This is a genomic window from Ruegeria sp. A3M17 (assembly GCF_003318255.1).
GTDB lineage: Bacteria > Pseudomonadota > Alphaproteobacteria > Rhodobacterales > Rhodobacteraceae > Ruegeria.
In genome coordinates this window covers 1-17,015 of the sequence record NZ_QOCF01000011.1, presented here as the reverse complement: position 1 = coordinate 17,015, position 17,015 = coordinate 1, and the positions used below count along the sequence as shown (strand labels likewise).

16 protein-coding genes and 1 pseudogene are annotated in these 17,015 nt (G+C 58.9%); 9 read left to right on the top strand and 8 right to left on the bottom strand.

Translation table 11 applies throughout. From position 1 onward, the window contains the following. From DS906_RS06175 to DS906_RS06145, 7 genes and pseudogenes are all read right to left on the bottom strand, one after another. Window positions 1-1,043: pseudogene (locus DS906_RS06175) on the bottom strand (mandelate racemase/muconate lactonizing enzyme family protein). Between the two features lie 56 nt (window positions 1,044-1,099). Next, window positions 1,100-2,206: a mandelate racemase/muconate lactonizing enzyme family protein gene (locus DS906_RS06170; RefSeq protein ID WP_113789352.1), complete on the bottom strand. Its 1,107-nt coding sequence runs from the start codon at window positions 2,204-2,206 to the stop codon at window positions 1,100-1,102. After that, on the bottom strand, window positions 2,203-2,487 hold the full coding sequence (locus tag DS906_RS06165; RefSeq protein ID WP_233494703.1) for a cupin domain-containing protein: 285 nt from the start codon (window positions 2,485-2,487) through the stop codon (window positions 2,203-2,205). The genes DS906_RS06170 and DS906_RS06165 overlap by 4 nt, the downstream gene beginning before the upstream one ends. Further along, a complete protein-coding gene (locus tag DS906_RS06160) occupies window positions 2,484-3,590 on the bottom strand; it encodes a mandelate racemase/muconate lactonizing enzyme family protein (RefSeq protein ID WP_113789351.1) in 1,107 nt (368 codons plus the stop codon). Before DS906_RS06160 ends, DS906_RS06165 begins: the two co-directional genes overlap by 4 nt. Beyond that, window positions 3,587-4,165: a dimethylsulfonioproprionate lyase family protein gene (locus DS906_RS06155; protein WP_113789350.1), complete on the bottom strand. Its 579-nt coding sequence runs from the start codon at window positions 4,163-4,165 to the stop codon at window positions 3,587-3,589. Before DS906_RS06155 ends, DS906_RS06160 begins: the two co-directional genes overlap by 4 nt. After that, the gene (locus DS906_RS06150; RefSeq protein ID WP_233494702.1) at window positions 4,162-5,244 is read right to left on the bottom strand and encodes an alcohol dehydrogenase family protein; all 1,083 of its coding nucleotides are present in this window, start codon (window positions 5,242-5,244) and stop codon (window positions 4,162-4,164) included. The genes DS906_RS06155 and DS906_RS06150 overlap by 4 nt, the downstream gene beginning before the upstream one ends. Beyond that, window positions 5,244-7,697 carry an FAD-dependent oxidoreductase gene (locus DS906_RS06145; protein ID WP_113789349.1) on the bottom strand — a complete coding sequence of 818 codons (2,454 nt, stop codon included), beginning with the start codon at window positions 7,695-7,697 and terminating at the stop codon, window positions 5,244-5,246. Before DS906_RS06145 ends, DS906_RS06150 begins: the two co-directional genes overlap by 1 nt. 68 nt (window positions 7,698-7,765) lie before the next feature. On the opposite strand from DS906_RS06145, the gene DS906_RS06140 reads away from it, so the two are divergent. The 4 genes from DS906_RS06140 to DS906_RS06130 all read left to right on the top strand — a co-directional run bounded on the left by DS906_RS06140 (window position 7,766) and on the right by DS906_RS06130 (window position 10,639). Then, the gene (locus tag DS906_RS06140) at window positions 7,766-8,653 is read left to right on the top strand and encodes a MurR/RpiR family transcriptional regulator (RefSeq protein ID WP_113789348.1); all 888 of its coding nucleotides are present in this window, start codon (window positions 7,766-7,768) and stop codon (window positions 8,651-8,653) included. Next, entirely contained in the window at window positions 8,650-9,747 is a 1,098-nt protein-coding gene (locus DS906_RS06135) for an aromatic ring-hydroxylating dioxygenase subunit alpha (protein ID WP_113789347.1), read from the top strand. The genes DS906_RS06140 and DS906_RS06135 overlap by 4 nt, the downstream gene beginning before the upstream one ends. Next, entirely contained in the window at window positions 9,734-10,159 is a 426-nt protein-coding gene (locus DS906_RS22030) for a hypothetical protein (protein WP_147235188.1), read from the top strand. The genes DS906_RS06135 and DS906_RS22030 overlap by 14 nt, the downstream gene beginning before the upstream one ends. A gap of 96 nt (window positions 10,160-10,255) precedes the next feature. Then, entirely contained in the window at window positions 10,256-10,639 is a 384-nt protein-coding gene (locus DS906_RS06130) for a carboxymuconolactone decarboxylase family protein (protein ID WP_113789346.1), read from the top strand. A 69-nt stretch (window positions 10,640-10,708) separates the two neighbouring features. On the opposite strand, the gene DS906_RS06125 is transcribed toward DS906_RS06130, so the two are convergent. Then, entirely contained in the window at window positions 10,709-11,311 is a 603-nt protein-coding gene (locus tag DS906_RS06125; RefSeq protein ID WP_113789345.1) for a helix-turn-helix domain-containing protein, read from the bottom strand. A 147-nt stretch (window positions 11,312-11,458) separates the two neighbouring features. Here DS906_RS06125 and glyA point away from each other — a divergent pair, with 147 nt between their 5' ends. From glyA to DS906_RS06100, 5 genes are all read left to right on the top strand, one after another. Beyond that, window positions 11,459-12,712 (top strand): serine hydroxymethyltransferase, encoded by a 1,254-nt coding sequence (gene glyA / locus DS906_RS06120; protein WP_113789344.1) that lies wholly within the window; start codon window positions 11,459-11,461, stop codon window positions 12,710-12,712. A gap of 11 nt (window positions 12,713-12,723) precedes the next feature. Beyond that, window positions 12,724-14,106, top strand: a complete 1,383-nt coding sequence (lpdA, locus tag DS906_RS06115; protein WP_113789343.1) for a dihydrolipoyl dehydrogenase — start codon at window positions 12,724-12,726, stop codon at window positions 14,104-14,106. 14 nt (window positions 14,107-14,120) lie between these two features. Next, window positions 14,121-15,065, top strand: coding sequence for a lipoyl synthase (gene lipA, locus DS906_RS06110; RefSeq protein ID WP_113789342.1), 945 nt, complete (start codon window positions 14,121-14,123; stop codon window positions 15,063-15,065). Window positions 15,066-15,090: 25 nt separating this feature from the next. After that, window positions 15,091-16,467: a sodium:alanine symporter family protein gene (locus DS906_RS06105; protein ID WP_113789341.1), complete on the top strand. Its 1,377-nt coding sequence runs from the start codon at window positions 15,091-15,093 to the stop codon at window positions 16,465-16,467. A 78-nt stretch (window positions 16,468-16,545) separates the two neighbouring features. Next, a complete protein-coding gene (locus DS906_RS06100) occupies window positions 16,546-16,968 on the top strand; it encodes a universal stress protein (RefSeq protein ID WP_113789340.1) in 423 nt (140 codons plus the stop codon). The last annotated feature ends 47 nt before the right edge of the window (window positions 16,969-17,015 follow it).

The following is a 17,015-nucleotide window of genomic DNA, read 5'->3' as shown; positions in this document are numbered from 1 at the left end:
TCAAACGATCTCCAAAATTGGCGGACCAAGAACCTCTGGGTCTGGCACAACACCTAACCCCGGTCCGTCGGGCGGGGCAATCCGGCCGTTTTCACGGTTTGGTGCGTCGGGGCAAATGCGGGGTGACACATACGATGACAGGTCGCACGTGTTCATCAGTGACCCGTGCGGGGTCGAGGCCGCAAAATGCAGCGAAGCGGCGGTGACTATATCCGAGCCCCAGGTGCATTCGGCACAAATCTCAGCCCCGAAATGCACGGTCAGATCGCGCGCCCGGCGCATGGCCGACAAACCGCCGAACTTCGAAAGTTTGAGCACGACAGCATCCATGCAGCCCAGCTCATGTGCCGCTGCAGCGACGCCAAATCATGGGCGTTCTCGTCGATCTTCATAGGTAAGCCAGTGGCCTGTCGAACCGCCGCACAATCCTCCAGTGTTTTGCAGGGCTGTTCCAGCATCACATCCAGATGCGCCACCGCCCTGCCCGTTCGCGTAGCTTGCAGGCGTGACGCACCGCAGTTCCAGTCGCCATAAACTAGAGGCCTCGGTCCAACAGCCTCACGCACTTTGGTCAGGCGTTCGGCGTCGGCCTGCCAATCACCCTCGACCCCCAGCTTGACCTGAAACTGGCGAATGCCGGTCTGGTAAGCCGTCTTGGCGATCCGCGCCATATCATCCGGCGCGATGCAGGTGATCGAGTGATAAAGCGGCATGTCTTTCCGCGTCCGCCCACCCAGCAACGCATAGACCGGTTGACCCGTCGCTTGTCCGAACAAATCCCACAGCGCGATGTCGACGAGGGACTTGGCATAGAGATGCCCCTGCAGGAACCCGTCCAGCTTTCGCATCGGCGCATCTACCCCGAAGGGGGACATGCCCAGAATCTCCGAGCCCATCTCTGTTACGGCGCCCGGTACGCCGCCTGCAAAGGCTGGCAGGTAATGCGGGATCGGGCAGACCTCACCCCAACCCCTTAGGCCTGTATCTGTCTCAAGGCACAGGATATGAGAGGTCACGGTCGCGCAGGTCTTACCCTCGGCCATGTGATAGGTCTCATGACTCGTCAGATTGACGGCCCAGAGCGTTATCCTGATGATCCTCAATGATAAACCCCGACGGGATCGCCCAATGCATCTTCGTCAGGGCGCACACCAAGTCCCGGCGCCTCTGGTAAATGCAGATGGCCATCGATGTTTCGTGGGCCTCGCCCGCCAGCGACATCGACGGTGATCATGTCCTGACAGGCCCAGACGGCGTGGCAATTTTCATCCGGGATGGTGGCCGCCAGATGCAAGGCCTCGGTATCGGCCAAAACCGAACCACCGGTGGCCATCACGAACATGTCGATTCCATGCGCCAACGCGATGTCCCGCATCCGTGCCGCCTTGGTCAGGCCACCGACACGGTTCAGCTTTATTCCGAACACCTCAGCCAACCCTTCGCGGGCAATGCGGGCGGCGTCTTGCAGGGTCACAAGACTTTCATCCACCGAAACGGGTGAGGCATGGCGGCCCGAGATCGCGGCGATATCGTCCAGCGACTCGCAGGGCTGTTCAAACATCACGTTCAAGTCCTCACAGGCGCTCATCACCCGCAAGGCTTGTTGGCGGGTCCAGCCGCGGTTTACGTCATAAAGGACGATCTCGCCGGGGCGTCGGATGCTTTCCACGTCGCGGACGCGGGCAATGTCGCGTTCTACATCGCCGCCGATTTTGACCGAATGCGCAACGTAGCCCCGGCTGCGATAGCGTTCCATCACTTCACGCGTTTCTTCGACGGTCTTCGCGCCGACCGACGAGGCAATTGGGCGCGGTGTGCGAGACCCGCCGCCCATCAGATCGGCAATTGGCAGACCGGCGGCCTGACCCGCAATATCCCAGCAAGCCATATCTATGGGGCTTTTGGCATAGAGGTGGCCGGGCAGAGCGATATCCATCGCCCGTTCGACATCCAGCACCCGACGCGGATCAAGGCCCAGAATGAATGGCGCCATCGTCTCAATCCCGGCGCGAATACCCGGCCCGTGTGCCGGGACATATGTGTGCCCCCACGGCGTACCCTCGCCCCAGCCGGTCAGACCCGTATCGGTTTCGATTTTGGCCAACGTTGCATCCAGCACGTCGAACTTCAGCCGGCCACCGGACAACCAGTAGGGATGCTCAAGCGGTAGGTCGACATGGTAGACCGAGAGACGTGTGATTTTCATTTCAGTTCCACTTCAACAAAGATCATCGGCGCATCCCCGGCATTGATCACGTTGTGTTCGACACCTTCGTCGCGGCGATAAGTTACTCCTGCAGCAACCGTTACTTCGTTGACCGAACCATCGGGCAGTTCCAGCCGCATATGGCAATCGGTTACGGCGGTGATGACGTAATCCATTGCGTGACGATGCCATCCCGTTTCGGCCCCCGGCGCAAAGTCAAATCGCGTCACACGCACGCGGGCGTCATCAATCATTTGGGTTGCAACGGCTTGCGGTCTCATAGGCTGAACTCCTCAATCGGCGCACCGAGGCATTCGAAATCGGGCACTACGCCCATTCCTGGGGCATCCGAGGCATAGAGCTTGCCATTCCGCGACATTGGTCCGCCGATTCCGGTGGATCGTGTGTTGTAGTTCATCAAGTCGGTGGTGTTCTGCAGGTATTCGGGCGATGTCGAGGCTGCAAAATGGGCGACTGCCGAGGTCGCAATTTCACCACCCCATGTATCCTCGCAGACCACAGCAATACGGTTCTCTACCAGATAGTCTCGCACCCGCCGCGCTTTGCTGATCCCGCCGAGGTTGGAAATTTTGAGACAGCAGATCTCGGCCCCGCGATCCGCGACGATGCGCTGCGCCATGTGTATACCGGTGAGACATTCATCCAGCTTCATCGGTTGCTCGGCCACGCGGCGCACCTGCCGGCATTCCTCATAGGTACGGCAGGGTTGTTCCAGGATGTAGTCCAGATCCCGCGTTGCCCGCGCCACCCGAATTGCGTTATCCACGCGCCAGCCCTGATTGGCATCGGCCATCGCTACTTCACCGGACATCAGCAAAGGCACAGTTGTCCGAATGCGGTCTATGTCGGTCGCCCAATCTCCGCCCACTTTGACCTGAAACTGGCGATAGCCCTGCGCGCGGAATCGATCCATTTCGGCGACTGTCTCATCCACAGCTTTCTGCGGCGCTACCCGGTACATCGGCGCGCCATCGGTCAACTTGCCGCCCAGCAACATCCAAACGGGTTGATCGCAAGCTTGCCCCAGAATGTCCCAGCATGCTGCATCGAACGGGGCCTTTGCATAACCGTGGCCCTGCACCAGATGATCCAAAAGTTGTTCGATCCGTCCCACCTGGCGTGGGTCTTCGCCCAGCAGTTTCGTGGCCACAAGCCGGGCCAGCGCAAGCACGCCTTCAGAATGCGCCACCATATAGTTTTTGCCACAGGGTGTGAACTCTCCACAACCTTGAAGACCCGCATCCGTATCGATGACCACAACCGAGGCTATGGCCGTTTCGATCGCATTACCCGCACCCCAAACGTAAGCGCCGCCTACATATGGCAGCCTGGATTGGTAAATGCGGATGCGGGAGATTTTCATGCGGCGTCCATTCTGGGCAAATCGTTCAATCCATCACCTCGCCAAAGGACAAAGGTCAGGATTGACTGTTCGGTTGTTGTCATGGCGTGGCTTTGCCAGCTGCTGTGATGTCGTGTCTGATTGGGGCCGACGTAAGTCTCGTCTTCTTCGACGCGGAACATCGCCCCGCCGCCCACGATCAGATAGAGCTCTTCGGCCTGATGGCTGTGCCAATCATAATCCAGACCCGCCCCCCAGTAAGCGACGTAGCCGCGCATTTGGGTCGAGTGGAAATGCCCGGTTGGGCCGAACAGCTCATAATAGCCATAGCGATTGAGGAAATCGGCTCCGACCTCCTCCTCAGTATAGGTGTGTTGCCACCGCGCCAGATGTGCGGTTGCCCTGATCGCGTCTGAAAGGGATCGCGTTGCGTGCCCGGTCGCGAAGTCAATTTGCTGAACGAGTTCAACGGCTGGGATTTGGTATGGCTCCAGATCGGCCGGCGTAAGGTCATCAGGCCAAGCGCCGAATTCTGAAAGTTCAGGATGTGATTGATGCAGCTGTCGGGCAGCTTCGAGAACGTCGTCCATCGTCATGGGATCACCACGATGTTCCCGGTGTGCTGCTTGGCAATGAAAGCGGCCTGTGCCTCGCGCAACTCTTCCAGGGGATAGGTCGCGGCCAGGGCGGGCTTGATCTCACCGGCCTCGATATACTGAACGATGTTACGCATCACCTGCGGGTCAATCACGGTAGAGCCGGTGAAGGTCAGGTCACGCAGGTAGAACGTGCGCAGATCGAATTCGACCATCGGCCCGGCAATCGCGCCCGAGCAGGTATAGCGCCCCCCACGTTCCAGAACGTCGATCAGGTTGGGCCAGTAGGGGCCACCAACCACATCGGCCACAACGGTGACCTTTTCATCGCCAAGCGCCGCGCGCAGATTTTCCGGGGCACGAGACAAGATTTTGTCGGCACCCAGTTCGGCAACGTCTGCGTGTTTTGCATCCGACGCCATCGCGATCACCCGTGCACCCCGGCGTTTGGCCAGTTGCACCAAGGCACCGCCAACTCCGCCCGAGGCTCCGGGCACCAGAACCGTGTCAGTGTCAGTTACATTTGCGCGGGTCAGCATGCCTTCGGCGGTCGAATAGGAACACGAGAACGTGGCCAGTTCGGCATCCGACAGGTCGGACCGGATCGGCACCGCGTTAACCGCCAAGGTCGTGGCATATTCGGCGAATCCACCGTCCCGTTCCGAGCCGAAATAGCCGGTTTTGTCCTTATTGCCCGGATCAGACGGGTCGCGCAGCCAGCCATCGGTGATAACGCGTTGACCGATCAGCCCGGGATCGACACCGCCACCCGCGGCGACGATTTCCCCGCAGATATCAGCCCCTTGGATTCGGGGAAAAGTGATGGGCGCGCCGCCCCATGTCGGATCCTCGTCACTAACTTCCTCGAACGCGCTGCCCGTAGTCGCATCGGTCACGGCTTTTGAGTACCAGCCGGACCGCGTATTGACGTCCGTGTTGTTTAGCCCGCAGGCAGCGACTTTGATCAACACCTCGCCGGCCGCGGGTTCCGGGCGCGGCCAGTCCTTATGCAGCACCATTTGTTCCAAGCCGCCATGGCCCATCGTGACCATGGCCTTCATTGTGTCAGGCAAGCTCATTATGCAGTCTCCAGAATAGCGTCGGTGCGGGGCAGCAGGCTTTGCGGATCGTAAGCAGGTTCGCCCAGAACACGGGCCGCGCGGGGTTGGCCGTGGATGACGACCTCCAATTCGGTGCCGGGGTCGGAAGCCTCGGGCTTGATGTACGCAAAGGCCAGGATCTTGCCCACCGTGTGCCCATAGACGACCGAGGCTGTTGAACCCACAACGCGTCCATCCAGCATCACCGCTTCTCCACCGTGGCCGTCAATTTCACCATCCGGCTCGATCTGCAGATACGCGCAGACCCATGGCAAATCGGCGTTCAAGGTTTTGTCTTTGCCCAGATAATCTTTGTCTGTACGCGCAAAGCGCAGCACGTCAGCCTCAGCCAGCGTGACCTCGTTGGTCAGCTCGCCCGCGCCTTTGAACCCCTTCTCCATCCGCATCACGTTCATGGCAAAGCTGCCATAGTCAGCGATGCCGTGCGGCTCACCCGCTGCCCAAAGCGCATTGTAGACATCGAGGCAGGCGGCATTGTGCATGTGCAATTCCCACCCCAACTCACCGGCATAGGACATGCGGAAGGCCCAGACCTTGTGACCCGCGACGGTGATTTCCTGTGCCGACAACCAGCGGAAACCAGCGTTGGTCAGATCGGCATCGGCACATTGCCCTAGAACGTCGCGCGACCGGGGACCGTTCAGCGACACGGCCGACCAATCGGTGGACAACGCGATTATCTGAACATCCTCGTGCGCGCGCTGTTGTGCCAGATGATCCAGCAGACGCTGTTCAAAGAAGGCGGCGCAGACCAGATAGAAGCGGTCTTCGGCCATGCGAACAATCGTGGTCTCCAACTCGATCCGACCACGGCGGTTCAGCATATGCGTCAGCGTGATTGAGCCGACCTTTTGCGGCATCCGGTTGGCGATCAGCCGGTCCACCAGCGCGTAGGCATCAGGGCCCGAGACTTCGACCTTGGTGAAGGCGGTCACGTCCATGATGCCCACGCGTTCGCGCACCGCCTTGACCTCAGCCGCGACCATGTCATCCGCAGGGGTCCGGCGGAAGGAGTAGTGATCACGCTGCTCGACCTCATCCCGCGCGAACCAGCGGGGGCGCTCAAAGCCATAAACCTCTTCATGTACAGCACCCTTGGAATTCAACAGATCATAGAGAGGCGACGGCTTGATCGGACGCCCTTCCAAACGGTTGAAATGCGGGAACGGGATCTCGTGGCGCAGGCAGTAATCTTCCTCAGCCTTGATCACCTGCCAATTCTTGGTCGCATAGCTGCCGAACCGGCGCGGGTCGAAGTCGCGCATCGAGATATCGGCCGCGCCATGCACCATCCAGCGTGCCAACTCGCGGGTCAAACCCGGCCCCCAGCCGATGCCGATCTGCGTCCCGCAACAACACCAATAGTTCCGCACACCCGGCGCCGGCCCGATCAGAGGGTTGCCATCGGGCGGATGCGAAATCGCCCCATGCACATCGCGCTGAATGCCCAACTCGGCAAAGATCGGCATGCGGTTCAGACTTTCCTCAAGCCACGGCATCACCCGGTCGTAATCCGCGTCGAACAACCAGTTCTCGTATTCCCACGGGCAGTGATCGTGCCAAACCGAGTTCGGGTTCTCTTTCTCGTAAATCCCGATCAGGCCGCGCTGCTGCTCCATCCGGATATAGCCCGAGACCTTGCGATCATCGCGGATCACCGGCAATTCTTTGTCCAGGTTCTGAAACTCGGGCACCGGCTCGGTCACAAAGTAATGGTGCGTCATCGAGGTCATAGGCAGCTGCAGACCCGACCATTCGCCCATCTGACGTGCATAGGTGCCGCCAGCGTTCACCACATGCTCGCAGGTGATGGTGCCCCGCTCGGTCTCAACCAACCATTCGCCATTCGCGGCCTGCGTGATGTTGGTCGCACGGCAATTGCGGAATATGCGCACGCCCTTCTGACGCGCGCCGGTCGCCATCGCCATGGTGACGTTGGTCGGGTCCACATGCCCATCATCCGGCGTGTATAGCGCACCCAATACGTCTTCGAGATTGTAGAACGGGTGCAGTTCGGCCACTTTTTCAGGTCCGACCAGTTCAATGTTGAACCCCAGCGACCGGCCCACCGACAGCGTATGCCGCAGCCAGTCCATCTCATCCTGGGTATAGGCCAACCGAAACGAGCCGCAGCCATGCCATGTCACCGGCTGGCCGGTCTCGGCCTCCAGCAGGCCGGAATACAAACCGATGTTGTAGTCGACGCATTTGCCCAACCCAAAACTGGACGTCGAATGCGTGATCTGCCCAGCGGCGTGCCAGGTGCTGCCGCTGGTCAGCTCGGCTTTTTCAAGCAGGACGGTATCACCGCCCCAACCTTCATGCGCCAGATGATAGGCCAGACCGACCCCCATGACGCCGCCACCGACAATCACCACGCGTGTATGGGACGGCAGATTCTTCTCGGACATGATTTTTCCTCTTCCCGAGTCGCGTTTCTGCTCGACAGGCTAATTCCACAGATGTACCATCGTCAATCATGAATGACACAAATGTATCATCAACTGTTCTGGATCGCTTGTCCGAAGAATGGGACGCGCTAACGCCGGAAGCGCAGAAGGCCGCGCGCTACGTGCTGGAAAACCCAACGGACGTTGGGGTTTCTACTGTGCGCGAGATTGCCGAGGCCGCCAGAGTAAAACCGAACACCTTCGTGCGGATGGCCCAGCAGGTGGGGTTCGAAGGCTACGAAGATTTCCGCGCCCCGTTTCGGGATGCGATCCGGCAGGGCCGTGTGTCGTTTCCGGACCGCGCCCGCTGGTTGCAGGACATCGGCAAGTCGGGGGAACTGGGTGGCCTCTATGCCGACATGATCGGCGCCGCGATCTGCAATATCGAAGAAACCTTTGCCGGGATCGACGCCGCAAACCTGAAGGCCGCGGCCGAGGATATCTGGAATTGTCGCCAGATTTTCACACTGGGTGTGGGCGTCAACAATTCGAACGCGCGCAACTTCACCTATCTGGCCTCAACCGGCATGAAACAGTTCCACGCCATACCCCGCCCCGGCTCGACCCCGGTGGATGATCTGGCTTGGGCTGACCAGCAGGACGTACTGATCGCGATTACCTGCCATCCCTACCGCACCGAAGTCATCGACGCGATCAAGCTGGCGCGGCAACAGGGGCTGACGGTCATCGGCATCTCGGACAGTCCGGCCAGCCCTGTGATCCTGAACGCACAGCATGGTTTTGTCGTGGCTGCTGACACGCCGCAATTCTTCCCGTCCTCCGTATCGACCATCGCTGTGCTGGAAACGCTGCTGTCCTTTGTGATCGCCGTGTCCAGCGATGAGATCGTCGAGCGGGTAGAACGGTTTCATCTTCGCCGCCACCAGCTTGGCCTTTACGCGGAGGAACCCGAATGAACGCCCCTCTGACGCATTCGCTCGACGCGCGGTATTATACCGACCCCGCCATTTTCGAGCAGGAGATGCAGGGGCTTTTGGCCCGCACGTGGCAGTTTGCCGGGCACGTGGCGCAGGTCCGGGAATCGGGCGATTACTTTGCTTTTGAAATCGCCGGGCAAAACCTGTTCTGCATTCGGGGCCGAGACGGCGAAATTCGCACGTTCTATAACGTGTGCCAGCATCGCGCACATGAGATGGTAACAGGCGCAGGCAACACCCGCGTCGTGGTCTGCCCCTATCACGCGTGGACCTATGAGCTGTCAGGCCAATTACGCGCTGGACCCAACATCAAGTCCGTTCCGGGTTTTGATCGCAGCGCCATCTGCCTGACCTCGGTTCGGACCGAGGTATTCAACGGATTCATCTTCGTCAATCTCGACGACGATGCCGCTCCAATGGACGACTGGTACCCCGGCGTGCGCGAGGAAATCCGCGCGTTCGTTCCGCATATCGACGATCTGGAACCGCTGGAGTGGGTCGAAATCCTGGAAAACTGCAACTGGAAAGTCAGTATCGAGAATTATTCGGAGTGCTATCACTGCCCGACCAACCACCCGACCTTTGCCGAGGGTATGGTCAAACCTGAGACCTACGACATCCAGCCCGATGCAGGCGGCGGTTACGTGCTGCGTCATACGACCGAATGCCAAAGTCTCGACAAGATGACCTACCCGATCGACCTGTCGGTGCCGCGTGCCGGCGACTACCAGTCATGGTTCTTGTGGCCGATGTTCTCGTTCCAATGCTATCCCGGCAATGTGCTGAACACTTATCACTGGCGCGCCATTGATGCCGATCACTGCACCGTCTGGCGCGGCTGGTACACCGAGGGTGGATCCGAAAGTGCGGTGATCCGGCAACTGGCCGTGCAAGACCGGGAGACCACAGTCGAGGAAGACATCCATCTGGTCGAGAGTGTCCATCGCGGCCTGAAATCCCGCGGGTATCGCCCCGGTCCGCTTGTGCTGGACCCCAGTTGTGGGGTGATGTCGGAACACTCAATTGCCCGGTTGCAACAATGGATGCGCGAGGCGGTGGATGGGCAGGCTTAGTATATTTTCTTCCGCGTTGGCGATTGCAATTTGTCTGACGTCCCCCTCAGCCGCATGTGGTGTATATACGGGCGAACGGACGTTTCTTGAGCATTTGCCAACAAAAGCAAAGCATTCCCAATTTGTCGCTTTCGTCGAGATCTCCGAGCTGACAACTGAGCCTTCGTGTTTTTCTGGAGAGCGCCTTTGCCTAGCCGAAGTAGTTTATGTAAAAGTTATCAATCCCTTAAAGAGTGCAAAATCAGATCAACGCGTGCGGGTTGCCCATGTGAAGAATAGTTGCACCGTCGATGAAAACATTCGTGTTGGGGAACAATATTTTATAGCAGGTGAAATAATCGACGGCACAGTCTGGAGCGGCCCAGCGGGCGCACAGGGATGGGATCGGACATGGCAGCCACCTTGGGATTGACCAAAGCCTACGTTGCGCGCGATTCCTGCAACGGGTGAAACCAAGACATAGTCGATCTAGATACGGTATGACGCCTTGACCGAACGGAGACCATACATGGCAGATATTTTTGACGAAGACCTGTTCCTGAAAGGCCTGGAGCAGCGCAAGAACACGCTTGGTGCGGAATATGTGGAAAAGAACCTGGCGGCGGCCGATGACTTTACCCGCCCGTTTCAAGAAGCGATGACGGCGTGGTGCTGGGGGTTTGGCTGGGGCGATGACGTGATCGATGCCAAAACGCGATCGATGATGAACCTGTCCATGATCGGCGCGCTTGGGAAGATGCATGAATGGGAAATTCACTGCAAAGGCGCGATCAACAACGGGGTCTCGCCTGAGGAAATCCGTGCCATCATCCATGTGATTGGCATCTACTGTGGCGTTCCACAAGCGCTGGAGTGTTTCCGCATTGCCCGCAAGGTACTGGGCCACACCTGACCCAGAGACCGTCTTATCCTACAAAAAGCGGCCGCTGGGGCTGCTTTTTTCATGCCTTGTGGGTCGCGCTTATTCGAGTGACACCCACAGCACTTTCGCGTCTTCCTCACTGGTTGAAATGCACCCGTGCCCCATTCCGCTGTCATAATAAAGCGAGTCACCAGCCTTCATCGGCAGAGGGCGATAATGCTCTGATACAAAGATCAGCTCGCCACTGATGACATACATGAACTCTTCACCTGTATGACGGATCCAGTTTTCGAACTCTGACAGGTCGCGGGCTTTGATTGTCGCGATATAGGGCAGCATCCGCTTACTGGTCAGCTCGGGACACAGCAATTCGTGCAAATAGGTCGGTGTGCTTTTTATCTCGCCTTCACCTTTCGGGGTAAAGTCGCGCCTTCCCGAAATCCCCGATTGCCCGGACTGCAGAAACAGCTGCGGTGTGCTCATATCCAGCGCCTGTGTCAGCCTGCGCACGATGTCGAAACTTGGCCGCGTCTGGTTGTTCTCGATCTTCGACAGGGTGGACCGACCGATTCCCGCCGCGCGTCCGGCCTCCTCCAAAGTCCAGCCTTTTGCACGTCGTGCGTCGCGGATGGAACGCCCCAGAACCTCACCTTCGTCCTGATCTTCCGGTGTGGAAACATCACCGCGAGTCTCGTCGCCCATAAAAATCTCCCTGTTTTATCAGAGGTTACAGATTTCCCTCAAACCACACAACTTCACAAATGTGAGATAAATGTTGCTTTAGCTACCCAAATTCCACTATAGGAAACAAAATTTCGTACTGAGGATTCGGTGCCTGAGGAGGAAACCATGTTCAAAACGTCGCTTACCGAAGCAGATCCGGTTGTCGCCGCGTCAATTGCGCGAGAAGGCAAACGTCAGGCTGAACAGATCGAATTGATCGCGTCCGAGAATATTGTCTCGCAAGCTGTGATCGACGCGCAGGGGTCAGTCCTGACCAACAAATACGCCGAAGGATACCCTGGCCGCCGCTACTATGGCGGATGCGAATTTGTAGACGAAGTTGAATCCGAGGCCATCGACCGCCTGAAACAGCTGTTCGGCTGCGAATACGCAAACGTTCAGCCGCATTCGGGCGCACAAGCCAACGGCGCCGTCAAACTGGCCCTGCTCAGCCCCGGCGACACGATCCTGGGCATGTCACTGGATGCAGGAGGCCACCTGACGCACGGCGCCAAACCAGCACAATCCGGCAAGTGGTTCCGCCCGGTTCAGTACGGCCTGACCGATGCCGGTCTGATAGACTATGATCAGGTCGAAGAACTGGCGAAAGCCGAAAAGCCGCAACTGATCATCGCTGGCGCATCCGCCTATTCGCAAAAGATCGATTTTGCCCGCTTCCGCGCCATTGCGGATGAGGTCGGCGCTTGGCTACTGGCTGACATGGCCCATATCGCCGGTCTTGTCGCAACCGGGCTGCACCCCTCACCCATCGGCCATGCGCATGTGATCACGTCGACCACACACAAGACCCTGCGCGGTCCGCGCGGCGGGATCATTCTGACGAATGACGAAGCGCTGGCGAAAAAGATGAATTCGGCCGTGTTCCCCGGCCTTCAGGGCGGCCCCCTGATGCATGTGATCGCCGGTAAGGCCGTCGCGTTTGGCGAGGCGCTAAAGCCCGAATTCAAGGACTACATGCAACGCGTTGTCGACAGCGCATCGGCGCTGGCAAACATCATGATGGCGCGTGGATGTGACATCGTTTCGGGCGGCACGGAAAACCACCTAATGCTGGTCGATCTGCGCCCGCTGGGCGTGACCGGCAAAGCCGCAGAAGCCGCGCTGGAGCGTGCCGGGTTCACCTGCAACAAGAACAGCGTGCCGGGCGATCCGCAAAAACCCACGGTGACCAGCGGTATCCGGCTGGGCACAGCAGCAGGCTGCAGTCGCGGGTTTGGACCGGAAGAGTTTAAACAGATCGGTCACCTGATCGGCGACGTGCTCGAGGCCTTGGCTCAGTCCCCCGAGGGCGACGCGAAGATCGAAGCCGAAACCCGCGAAAACGTCCGCGCACTCTGCGCCAGCCACCCGATCTACTGAGAGACTGCCCAATGAATATCTACGACCTCATCGTCATCGGGGGCGGACCCGGCGGATATGTTGCAGCAATCCGCGCAGCACAGCTGGGCCTGAAAGTGGCCTGCGTTGAAGGCCGTGGTTCGCTTGGCGGGACTTGTCTAAATGTGGGGTGCATACCCTCCAAGGCGTTGCTGACCTCCTCGGCCAAATATTCCGAGCTTGCACATCTCTCCTCCCATGGCATTGCTGTCGAGGGGGCCAGCATCGACCTGAGCTCGATGATGGGTCGCAAGGACAAGATCGTCGGCGATCTGACCAAGGGCATTGCATTTCTGTTCAAGAAAAACGGCGTCGATCTGATCGAAGGCTGGGCCAGCATCCCCACCGACGGTCAGGTCAAAGTCGGCGACGACACCTACGAAGCCAAGAACATCTTGATCGCAACCGGCTCAGAACCCACCCCGCTGAACGGGATCGAGATTGACGAGCAGGATATCCTCAGCTCGACCGGAGCGATCGCGTTGGACACGGTTCCGGAACATCTGGTGGTCGTCGGTGCCGGCGTGATCGGTCTGGAACTTGGGCAGGTCTGGTCCCGGTTGGGCGCGAAGGTCACAGTTGTTGAATATCTTGATCGCATTCTGCCCGGAATCGACGGCGAGATAGCAAAACTCGCTCAGCGCGCCCTGTCAAAGCGTGGCCTGAAGTTTCAGCTGGGATGCGCACTGAAAACCATCGACAGAACCAACGTTGGATTGACGCTGACACTGGACCGGGTCGGCAAAGACAAGGAAGAGGTGATCGAAGCCGACAAGGTTCTGATCGCCGTCGGACGCCGCCCCGTATCGCGCGGGCTTGGGTTGGAAGATCTGGGGATAGCTCTCGACCCGCGCGGCTTTATTCAGGTGGACACGTCGTTCCGCACCTCGGTTCCCGGCATCTACGCAATCGGCGACTGTGTCCCCGGCCCGATGCTTGCCCACAAGGCCGAAGAAGACGGTGTCGCCTGTGTCGAGATGCTGGCAGGTGAAGCCGGTCATGTGGATTACAACACCGTTCCGGGTGTAGTGTATACTGACCCCGAGGTCGCCTCGGTCGGTTTGACTGAAGAAGCGCTGAAAGAGGCTGGCACCGAATATTCGGTTGGCAAGTTTGCCTTCATGGCCAACTCACGCGCACGTTCGACCGGCGAGACGGACGGTGCCGTCAAGGTTCTGGCCGACCCCAAAGGCAAAATCCTGGGCGCCCATATCTGCGGCGCACATGGCGGTGACCTGATCGCCGAGTTGGTTCTGGCCATGACCAAGGGCGCAACCGTCGGCGAAGTCGCCTCAACCTGTCATGCGCATCCGGCAATGGGCGAGGCCGTCAAAGAAGCCTGCCTGGACGCCATGGGCCGCGCAATCCACGCCTGAGAGGGAACAGCCAGATGACCATCCAGCTTCGCACCCGCCATCCGGAAAAAGCCAAAAAGGCTGACAGCGTCATCCCGCGAAAGCCCAAGTGGATTCGCAAGAAAAAGGTCGACGGGCCCGAATATTACGAGACCCGCCGCCTGATGCGCGACCACAATCTGACGACGGTTTGTGAAGAGGCTGCATGCCCCAACATCGGCGAATGCTGGTCCAAGCGCCACGCCACCATGATGATCATGGGCGAGGTCTGCACCCGCGGCTGTTCCTTCTGCAACGTCTCAACAGGGCGCCCCGATGCACTGGACCTGTTCGAGCCGGGCCGTGTTGCTGCAGCGGTTAAGAAACTAGGCTTGCGCCACGTGGTGATCACCTCGGTCGATCGCGATGATCTGGCAGACGGCGGGGCCGAGCATATCGCCCAGACCATCCGTGCCGTGCGTCATCAGAACCATGGCACCACGGTCGAGGTTTTGACCCCTGATTTTCTGGGCAAAGGCGATGCGGCGGATCTGGTGTTCGATGCTGCCCCGGACGTGTTCAACCACAATCTGGAAACCGTTCCGCACCTGTACCCGACCGTTCGCCCCGGCGCACGCTACTATACTTCACTGCGACTTCTGGATGATGCCAAGCGCGCCAACCCAGAAATCTTCACGAAATCCGGCCTGATGGTTGGCCTGGGCGAGAGCCTGAATGACGTGCGTCAGGTCATGGACGATCTGCGCGCGGCTCAGGTCGATTTTCTGACCGTGGGTCAATACCTGCAGCCGACCCCAAAACACCATCCAATTGACCGGTTCTGGTCACCGGAGGAGTTCGCCCAACTGGAACAGATCGCAAGGTCCAAGGGCTTTTTGCATGTGTCGGCGACGCCGCTGACACGTTCCTCGTTCCACGCCGACGAAGATTTTGCCGCCCTCAAGCAGGCCCGCCAGCGGGCCATCGCCAACGGGGCATAAACCAAACGCAAATGGGAGGGAAACCATGGAAGCGTTAAATTCAATCGTAGGAGCCATCAATGGCGTCGTATGGGGGCCGCTGATGCTGGTCCTCATCCTTGGCGTCGGCTTCTTCCTGCAGGTCGGGCTGAAATTCATGCCGATCCTGAAAGTCGGCACCGGCTTCAAGCTGCTGTTTGCTGGCCGCGAAGGCCAAGGTGATGGTCAGATCAGCCCGTTCAACGCGCTGATGACGTCGCTGTCGGCAACCATCGGTACGGGCAACATCGCCGGTGTGGCCACTGCTGTCTTCCTGGGCGGTCCGGGCGCATTGTTCTGGATGTGGATGACCGCCCTGGTGGGCATGGCCACCAAATATGCCGAAGCCGTTCTGGCCGTGAAGTATCGCGAAAAGGACGAACTGGGCAACTTTGTCGGCGGCCCGATGTACTACATCAAAAACGGCCTCGGCGCGAAATGGGCCTGGTTGGGCGGTGCGTTCGCCCTGTTCGGCGCAATCGCGGCCTTCGGCATTGGCAACGGTGTGCAGGCCAATGGGGTGGCACAGGTTCTGGAATCGAATTTCGACGTGAACACTTCGGTCACCGGCATTGTCCTGATGGTTCTGACCGCAGCAGTGATCCTTGGTGGCATCACCCGCATCGGTGCGGTCGCCGGTAAACTGGTTCCGGCCATGGCGATTGCCTACATTATCGCTGGTCTTCTGGTTCTGCTGATCAACATCGGCGAGATCGGCAACGCCCTGTCGCTAGTCTTCACCTACGCCTTCACCCCGTCGGCCGCCGAAGGTGGTTTTGCTGGTGCAGCCGTTTGGGCCGCTATCCGCTTTGGTGTGGCACGTGGTGTATTCTCGAACGAAGCCGGTCTGGGTTCCGCTCCGATCGCGCACGCCGCAGCCGAGACCAAAGGTCCGGTCAACCAAGGCCTGATCGCGATGCTGGGGACGTTCATCGACACCATCATCGTCTGCTCTATCACCGGTCTGGCAATCATCTCGTCCGGTGCATGGACCTCTGGTGAATCCGGTGCGGCACTGACATCATTAGCTTTCCATGTCTCTCTGCCATTTGGGATTGGTGGCCCTCTGATCGCAATCGCCTTGTCGATCTTTGCCTTCACCACCATTCTGGGTTGGTCGTTCTATGGCGAGAAATGCGTCGAGTTCCTGCTGGGTGTCAAATCCCTGATCCCCTACCGGGTGCTCTGGATCATTGCGATCTACTTCGGCGCGACCGCAGATCTAGGCTTTGTCTGGCTGCTGGCGGATACGCTGAACGCCATGATGGCCATCCCGAACCTGATCGCCCTGGCATTGCTGAGCCCGATCGTCTTCAAACTGACGAAAGAGTTCTTTGCCTCGGGTGGCAAGTCCGAAGAACCGGGTGGAACACCTGCCGAGTAATCCGGCCCCAAAATAAAACGGGGGGCCGCGCCGGCCCCCCGCACTCAAACAGAATTCCATATCTCGAGGAGAGACGTGATGGCCACGAAAATCCTGCTGCCAATTGATCACAGTGACGACCGCTCGTGGAAACTGGCCCTGCCTGTCGCATTGGAACAGGCGAAATTCTATGGTGCTGAACTGCACGCGATCGCCGTCATCCCCGAGATCATCCAGCTGCCGAACCTGCCCGCCAACTATGGCGCTGGCGCCAAAGAACATGTGCGCAATGCGGTTCAGGCCATACTGGATCACGGCAACGCTTCTGACGTGCAAGTGCATGTCGAAGAAGGCAGCGTCTACCGCGAAATCCTGAAGCTGGCCTACAAGGACGGCTTTGATCTGATCGTCATGGCGTCAACCAAAGGCGATTTCCCGAATTATGAGATTGGCCCGAACCTGGCCCGTGTCGTGCGCAACGCGCATTGCACCGTCATGGTCGTTCGTGACCAGTCCCGCTGATCGAAAGGCTAGAGATATGACCGATTTAAAACGCACCCCTTTGCATT

What these genes read in the sequence shown, in the direction of transcription:
- DS906_RS06170 (WP_113789352.1), bottom strand. Translation starts at nt 2,206, where the DNA reads ATGAAAATCACACGTCTCTCGGTCTACCATGTCGACCTACCGCTTGAG.
- DS906_RS06165 (WP_233494703.1), bottom strand. Translation starts at nt 2,487, where the DNA reads ATGAGACCGCAAGCCGTTGCAACCCAAATGATTGATGACGCCCGCGTG.
- DS906_RS06160 (WP_113789351.1), bottom strand. Translation starts at nt 3,590, where the DNA reads ATGAAAATCTCCCGCATCCGCATTTACCAATCCAGGCTGCCATATGTA.
- DS906_RS06155 (WP_113789350.1), bottom strand. Translation starts at nt 4,165, where the DNA reads ATGACGATGGACGACGTTCTCGAAGCTGCCCGACAGCTGCATCAATCA.
- DS906_RS06150 (WP_233494702.1), bottom strand. Translation starts at nt 5,244, where the DNA reads ATGAGCTTGCCTGACACAATGAAGGCCATGGTCACGATGGGCCATGGC.
- DS906_RS06145 (WP_113789349.1), bottom strand. Translation starts at nt 7,697, where the DNA reads ATGTCCGAGAAGAATCTGCCGTCCCATACACGCGTGGTGATTGTCGGT.
- DS906_RS06140 (WP_113789348.1), top strand. Translation starts at nt 7,766, where the DNA reads ATGAATGACACAAATGTATCATCAACTGTTCTGGATCGCTTGTCCGAA.
- DS906_RS06135 (WP_113789347.1), top strand. Translation starts at nt 8,650, where the DNA reads ATGAACGCCCCTCTGACGCATTCGCTCGACGCGCGGTATTATACCGAC.
- DS906_RS22030 (WP_147235188.1), top strand. Translation starts at nt 9,734, where the DNA reads ATGGGCAGGCTTAGTATATTTTCTTCCGCGTTGGCGATTGCAATTTGT.
- DS906_RS06130 (WP_113789346.1), top strand. Translation starts at nt 10,256, where the DNA reads ATGGCAGATATTTTTGACGAAGACCTGTTCCTGAAAGGCCTGGAGCAG.
- DS906_RS06125 (WP_113789345.1), bottom strand. Translation starts at nt 11,311, where the DNA reads ATGGGCGACGAGACTCGCGGTGATGTTTCCACACCGGAAGATCAGGAC.
- glyA (WP_113789344.1), top strand. Translation starts at nt 11,459, where the DNA reads ATGTTCAAAACGTCGCTTACCGAAGCAGATCCGGTTGTCGCCGCGTCA.
- lpdA (WP_113789343.1), top strand. Translation starts at nt 12,724, where the DNA reads ATGAATATCTACGACCTCATCGTCATCGGGGGCGGACCCGGCGGATAT.
- lipA (WP_113789342.1), top strand. Translation starts at nt 14,121, where the DNA reads ATGACCATCCAGCTTCGCACCCGCCATCCGGAAAAAGCCAAAAAGGCT.
- DS906_RS06105 (WP_113789341.1), top strand. Translation starts at nt 15,091, where the DNA reads ATGGAAGCGTTAAATTCAATCGTAGGAGCCATCAATGGCGTCGTATGG.
- DS906_RS06100 (WP_113789340.1), top strand. Translation starts at nt 16,546, where the DNA reads ATGGCCACGAAAATCCTGCTGCCAATTGATCACAGTGACGACCGCTCG.